Consider the following 6,372-nt stretch of genomic DNA (forward strand, 5'->3'; position numbering starts at 1 on the left):
TATAAATAAATAGGGGATGAAAGAATGGATGGAAAAAGGAATGAAATTGCAACAATTGTAGTAGATTCGGCAGATGAAGAAAATCAAGGAGTTATTATTGTAAGTGTTTTTGATAAACAAGAGATTGGTTTATGTGTTTCTCAGAGAATGGGTGGGGATTTAGAAATTTGGTTAGACAAAGATCAGACTAACTCACTTATTACAGCATTAAAAAAAGCAGTTGACGATACAATCTAATGAAGTTACCTTGGGCAGATATTATCTGTTCAAGGTTTTTTTTGGTAGACACCCAGTGACAGATGAATAGTTTATCCACCAATAGCACACTTATCCCATGTAAACCCCTACAAGGAGTTCTAGATTTCCTTTGTATGCACATAATCGCTTTAAGTGTGATAACGCTATACAGATACAATTAATAAGACGATTATGGTCAGATACCACCATGATTGATCTGTTTTTTTTGTTATCTTCGTTTTCTTACGGTTTTTTCAAATTCATTCGCAACTGTAGAATACCCTACAGCGATATGGACGGTGGGAAGGACATGACATGAAACGCAACTTTCAAGAAGCCAGTGTATGACAACTATATTAAGGGGAGTCAAACAAAAAAATAGCACTTTGTCCGCAACTTAACTGACCATAGTAACGGTAACGATGATTATAGTGTGAAAACAATCTGGTGACGACCAGTCAACATATATATAGGTAAGATACATTTTAGGATAGCCACCTTGCCCTTTAATATAGTCCGAAATTCGTTAAAAAATTTCGGTTTGGGGCTAAACATGGAAGGAGTAGATGTTTCGTTTGATGCAAATGCATTTGGAAAACAAGCAAAGACTGGTTCGGTTTGATCCATCTACCAATTGAAAAGGAATACCCCAAGATTATCTTTGACGGCTATTTGTCTTCAAGGTTAATTGTTGTTTCTTGAACCGAGGCATCCTCCGTGGAGATCTGATCGATGGGCAGACGTTGAATCGCTACGCATATGTAAACGGAGATCCGATACGTTATATTGACCCGATGGGATTAATGAAGGGGTTATGTGGTGATAAGATACCAGACCGCGATCGTAATCATCTTGATCGTCCTACTGCTGGGGATAATATTGGAGTTAATCTAAGATTAGAGGGTAAGGGTAAACTTGATGACGATGCTTTGGTTGTTAGAGGGGGTCAAAGTAGCCCTGATAATTTACTCTTAAATCAAAATAAAGATGCACGGGGTCACATTTCATGTAATACTGGGTCTAACAATTTAGATGAACTATCAACAACGCTTGAAGCTTTTAAAAATGGTAGTCTTACAGTAACTACAGTAGGAGATATCAGAAGATTAGGTGAGGGTTGGGATGTTATTAAAGATCCAACGAAAAATAACTCGCTACATGGTTCAATTATTCCACCCAATACACCACTGACAAAGGAACAAGCAGAAGCGTTATCTAGAATATTCAATATAGTTCCAAACAAGTGGAAGTGAGTTAAGGAGAATGTACATGAAAAGGTTTGAAATTGATTGCAATTTTAATTATCTTGGACCGAGTAATCCAGGATTATCACATGAAGAAGTGATGAAGTTAGATGTAGTACCCAACGAGCGAGTACTCGTATTTCAAGATGAGGATGAGTGGTTGGGAACTGTGGTATTTGATGATGAACTCCCATATATGTATCAGTGGTATGTGAAATTAGATTAGTAGAAAACACCTTGGATAAATGTGCTTATTCAAGGTGTTCTCTGTTTAATAACTTAGGATATGAGTAAAGGTATTGTTGTTCCAAGTAGTAGTATTCTGTTAACAGATGAACAAGGTAGTCTGACCGACCGATTTACCTATGGACCTTACGGCGAATTAGAAAAGCACGAAGGAAAGACCAACCAACCCTTGGCTATAACGGAAGGGACGGTGTGCAATCTGATCCAAACGGACTCTATTATATGAGGGCACGGTACTACCATCCGGTGCTACAACGCTTCTTGAACCGAGATATCTTGCGTGGAGATCTGATGGATGGACAGAAGCTGAACCGCTATGCGTATGTCAATGGAGACCCGATTCGTTATATTGATCCGTTGGGATTAATGAAGGGAGCGTGTCCTGATGGGGTATCTGAGGGTAAGGGTAATGTTCAGACAATCAACCCGAATGATATTCGATTTAGCCAAAATAAAGTGAATGACGCAGCAGAGATAATAGAAAGTATGAAGGCAAACGGATGGGCAGGTTCTCCTATTGAAGTTGTCAGAATGCCAGATGGGAAATTGACCACTATTGATAATACTCGTGTATTATCGGCGAAATTTGCAAACGTTGATGTTAAGGCTATTGTTCATGATACAAATACACCGTTGCCGGATGGTTATATTGACCGTTTTACGACGAAGAAAGGTGTTCCTACAACATGGGAAGAAGCCATTAATTTAAGAATTGGTAAACAAGGTGCTGCGTAGAAAAATAAGTATCCTAACGGGTCAAATATTACTGGAAGGGATGGTAACTAAGCATGGGATTTAAATTGCCAGATACTTCTCAATTACCAAAGGATTTTAAATATCCTGATGACTTCCTAAAGGCAGTTAGACTTAATATATTGGATTTTGATTTATGGTATATAATGAATGAGGATCAGGCACTTCAAAGATTAAAGGGATTACAAAAGAGATATCCAGATCGATTGTTAATCCCCTTTGCTCGCAGGGATGATAACGATGACATTGCTTGTTTTGAAATAGGAAAGAGTGAAGAAGTGCAGATTATCCATGACTTTGCAACTTCTGGTTATGAACAACGTAAATCACATCCTACATTCTGGGATTGGTTTAAAGATGCAATAGATGAAATGATTGAGTTTGAGTAACAAAACTCTAAATCTCAAAAGAGAATTAGCTTCTCTTTTAGGATTTTTGTTCACAAATATTATAGTAGGGTGATGTGCCATTGGATTATTCAAAACTTAGCAAAGAGGTTTCATATGCGTTACGTCATGCACCTGGTGAATATGAGTTAGAGTTGGATAGTGAGGGTTGGGTAGATATTGAACATTTACTTCTATCACTACATACTGATAAGAAGTGGGAATCAATAACCGAAAGTGATTTGAGAAGGATGGTTGATGCATCAGATAAAAAACGGCATGAGATTTTGAATAAGAGGATAAGAGCATTATACGGTCATTCTGTGCCTCAAAAAGTACTTAAGAAAGTTGGAATTCCTCCTTCGATTCTTTATCATGGGACAGCAAGGAATTTAGTAGGAAAACGTAAAGACTCACATCCTGTACTGCTAAAGGTTCACGCTGAAAAGGCTTCAAATGAAGGGATAAAGCTTTACCGAGGTAATAATGCAGTTTGGTTGGCGGATTTTGTTCATTCTAGGTTCATTTCTGTTGAATAATATCAAATGAGTTGTTTGAACCTTGATGGGTTACATGTCTTTCAAGGTTTCTTTTTCGATGAGGGCTATCCAGTGCCGAATGAATCTATTATTTAACCAATAACACACTTAACTCATGTAATACCACTACAATATTTTCTTGATTTTTATACGTACATAAATGCTTGAAAAGTATAACCTAAAAAGCGTGTAGTAGTTACATCGTACATCAACAGGTTAATTATGGTCAGATACAACCATGATTGACCTGCTTTTGTTATTTTTGTTTTCTTGCGTTTTTAAAATTTACCCGCAACTGACTGTATTATAGTAGAACTACGGAAGCGTATTGGGTTTCTATAATCCTTTTCAGAAAGGTTGTATTTGTCAGGTGTGACGTAACTTTTGGGCGTTGCCTCTCAAGGTTTCTTTTATTTGGTTTACGTTTCCCCTCAAACATACGGGAAATAGACCTACATTTCCGACAAGAATCCGACAACAATGATAAAAATATAATAAAATAATACATAAAACGACAATTAATTCAAAATGAATATAGTAGAATTGTAAAGGCGAAAAAGGGTATGAATCCCATATCAAATATTAATATGAGAATGGCCGAATGATATTCATTCTATTACCTAACGATGATATAAATGAGATTTATAAATTAGAGGAGGAATAAAAAATGAAAAAATACATGACTGCTCTATTGTGTGGGGTAATTGGTGTAAGTTCTATGATGATTTCAGCAAAGCCGGTCACGGCAGTAAATGCTAGTGGATTCTCAGATGTACCCGTATCATTTTGGGCTAAGCAAGCGATTGATACATCAGTTGCAAAAGGATACTTCAAGGGGTTACCCGATGGAACTTTCAAACCCAAAAACTCGGTCTCACGAGCTGAATTTGCTGCTCTTATGTCCCGTGTATCGGATAACGTAATAGTAGAGGGGAAAGGGGAGTTTGCCGATCTTCAAGGCCATTGGAGTCAACAAGAAGTGAACACGGCGATAGCAAAGGGCATTATTGATGTGAAAGACTATGCAACTGGATTTAAACCGAATACGGAGATCACGCGCTACGAAATGTCCAAATGGATGACTTCTGCTCTGGCCACGAAAGATGCAGATTACAAGAAGGCATTGTCAGATACAAAAGATACCGTTATTCCTATTGTTGAGTACTACAAGGGCGGTATCGTGAAGAGTCAATATCCTTATGTATCTGTTGCCCTGGGAACAGGATTGATTAGTGGGTATCCAGATGGGAAATTCGGTTTGCAGGGGAAAGCGACACGTGCGGAAGCAGCTACTATTCTTCTTAGATATGAAAGTGTACAGACAAAGGCGGCTACCGATTTTGTGGGATTGAATGAGCTTCGGGAAGTAGGACTAACAGGAACAAATGTGACATCATTTACGCCATTCCGATATAGAAGAGATGGAATGAGTTTCACAGATATTATTGGGAAAGATGTAAAAATGAGATATGATGTGGCGGATATAAAAGTGTATCGGATGATTGTTTTAGACATAGAAAAAAATGCAACAAGTAAAAGTATTTACACATCAATGTTCTTGGATTGGGAAAGAGATCAGGATGATGATTATACAGCTATGGTAGAAATGACCATTAAATCTAAAAAGGATAAGTTAGGTTCAGACATGATGATGAGTTCTAACAGCCAATCTCTAGCTATAGGTGGAGCGTTCTCAGGAAATGCACCTGAGAAATACGGCGTTGAACGTATGACACATAATAATGTTAATACCTACTTGTTAAAAGGCGTGGAACAGAGGTTATGGACAACGAGCGGCTTTGATAAAGAGAATAGATACAGTCCAGTCGAATTGGAGACGAAGGATGGAAGTGAATTTGAGCTAACAATTCCAAATTCCTATAAATGAGGATAATACTTGATAAGAAACTAACAATACGATTAGGATTAAGTATATTACTAGCAATCACTCTACTATGTGTAAGAATTGCGAGTGCAGCAGACGACGTAGTCGAAACGCTACCCTTGCCGGTATTTAAGGCTCCACACTTAGTTGGCGCTAACCCTGGAAAAAGACAAAAATGGATTATTCCGGTACGATCATGGAAACAATCTCACTTAAAAGCAACTTTATATCAAAGTGATGCGAGGGAGTGGTATTATGATTTAGCTCCTAATCATTATGGACCTTTTGCAAATTTATCAACTCCCTCAGGAGATGTACCGGTATTTACGGACGTTGACGCGGTGATTGAGCTTGAAAGTCCTACATATAATCCTGATAAAGTATTTGAAGATACGCTTGGGCGTGATTATCCGATAGCGAAAGTACCCAGACAACACCGCGATGTAGAATATATCAAAGCATTCAAGAGGAGAGGAGATAGTATTCCTCCAACGGTATCACGATTTTCAAAAGGAAATGGGACCTTTACAACGCGGATGCATCTAGGTGGAAATACCACTGGTGATAGAGGTACTTTTGGAACTAAATCACATATGACCTACTTTATTAATTTGGATATTTTATGGGAAGGTACAATTGAAGAAACAAAAGAAATCTTTGTCATAGCAGATGCTGTCCTGCGGGTAAATGGCACTAAGCAGGAAAAAGCAACAGTGAAAACACAAGCAACGGAAGGAGGAAACTGGATTTCAACGGATGTGACAACAAGAAGTGAAACAGAATGGAAATCCTCCAATGAGTCAGTTGCAACCGTATCTCCTACTGGATTGGTTACGGCAGTAGCTAGAGGTCAAACAACTATAACAGCAACATGGAAATCGGGGGTTTATACCTTAACTGATTCTGCTACTATCACCGTAGGTGAGGATCCACCAACAGATCCTGATCCAAGTGTAGAATGTACAGATCCATCTCCTGGAGAGACCATGAATGGGCTTGATTTTGATCCGAATGTGAATGCTGTCATTAGAGCGGATACACGTGATAATGAAGAATTTGATGTTCTGCTAGGTATACCAACA

9 protein-coding genes are annotated in these 6,372 nt (G+C 38.3%); all 9 read left to right on the forward strand.

Annotated features, from left to right (window positions below; genetic code table 11):
• Window positions 1-24 precede the first annotated feature (24 nt).
• Complete coding sequence (locus tag PGLA_RS20385) at window positions 25-237, forward strand: hypothetical protein (RefSeq protein ID WP_068536384.1); 213 nt, start codon at window positions 25-27, stop codon at window positions 235-237.
• Between the two features lie 698 nt (window positions 238-935).
• Window positions 936-1,490 carry an RHS repeat-associated core domain-containing protein gene (locus PGLA_RS20390; RefSeq protein WP_068536386.1) on the forward strand — a complete coding sequence of 185 codons (555 nt, stop codon included), beginning with the start codon at window positions 936-938 and terminating at the stop codon, window positions 1,488-1,490.
• A gap of 16 nt (window positions 1,491-1,506) precedes the next feature.
• Window positions 1,507-1,707: a hypothetical protein gene (locus PGLA_RS20395; RefSeq protein ID WP_068536388.1), complete on the forward strand. Its 201-nt coding sequence runs from the start codon at window positions 1,507-1,509 to the stop codon at window positions 1,705-1,707.
• Between the two features lie 60 nt (window positions 1,708-1,767).
• Window positions 1,768-1,953 (forward strand): hypothetical protein, encoded by a 186-nt coding sequence (locus tag PGLA_RS29190; RefSeq protein ID WP_068536390.1) that lies wholly within the window; start codon window positions 1,768-1,770, stop codon window positions 1,951-1,953.
• Window positions 1,920-2,462: an RHS repeat-associated core domain-containing protein gene (locus PGLA_RS27080; protein WP_084411334.1), complete on the forward strand. Its 543-nt coding sequence runs from the start codon at window positions 1,920-1,922 to the stop codon at window positions 2,460-2,462. Before PGLA_RS29190 ends, PGLA_RS27080 begins: the two co-directional genes overlap by 34 nt.
• A gap of 53 nt (window positions 2,463-2,515) precedes the next feature.
• Window positions 2,516-2,869: a hypothetical protein gene (locus PGLA_RS20410; RefSeq protein WP_068536392.1), complete on the forward strand. Its 354-nt coding sequence runs from the start codon at window positions 2,516-2,518 to the stop codon at window positions 2,867-2,869.
• 80 nt (window positions 2,870-2,949) lie between these two features.
• Window positions 2,950-3,405 carry an RNA 2'-phosphotransferase gene (locus PGLA_RS20415; RefSeq protein WP_068536395.1) on the forward strand — a complete coding sequence of 152 codons (456 nt, stop codon included), beginning with the start codon at window positions 2,950-2,952 and terminating at the stop codon, window positions 3,403-3,405.
• A gap of 667 nt (window positions 3,406-4,072) precedes the next feature.
• The gene (locus PGLA_RS20420; protein WP_068536397.1) at window positions 4,073-5,293 is read left to right on the forward strand and encodes an S-layer homology domain-containing protein; all 1,221 of its coding nucleotides are present in this window, start codon (window positions 4,073-4,075) and stop codon (window positions 5,291-5,293) included.
• Window positions 5,290-6,372 (forward strand): Ig-like domain-containing protein (locus PGLA_RS20425; RefSeq protein ID WP_145939628.1); only part of this gene is annotated, 1,083 nt, incomplete at its 3' end. The genes PGLA_RS20420 and PGLA_RS20425, both read left to right, overlap by 4 nt.

It is taken from the genome of Paenibacillus glacialis (assembly GCF_001637205.1).
GTDB classification, from domain to species: Bacteria; Bacillota; Bacilli; order Paenibacillales; family Paenibacillaceae; genus Paenibacillus_AQ; species Paenibacillus_AQ glacialis.

Excerpts from the sequence above, each read along its gene's own strand:
- PGLA_RS20385 (WP_068536384.1), top strand. The coding sequence starts at position 25 with ATGGATGGAAAAAGGAATGAAATTGCAACAATTGTAGTAGATTCGGCA.
- PGLA_RS20410 (WP_068536392.1), top strand. The coding sequence starts at position 2,516 with ATGGGATTTAAATTGCCAGATACTTCTCAATTACCAAAGGATTTTAAA.
- PGLA_RS20395 (WP_068536388.1), top strand. The coding sequence starts at position 1,507 with ATGAAAAGGTTTGAAATTGATTGCAATTTTAATTATCTTGGACCGAGT.
- PGLA_RS20420 (WP_068536397.1), top strand. The coding sequence starts at position 4,073 with ATGAAAAAATACATGACTGCTCTATTGTGTGGGGTAATTGGTGTAAGT.
- PGLA_RS29190 (WP_068536390.1), top strand. The coding sequence starts at position 1,768 with ATGAGTAAAGGTATTGTTGTTCCAAGTAGTAGTATTCTGTTAACAGAT.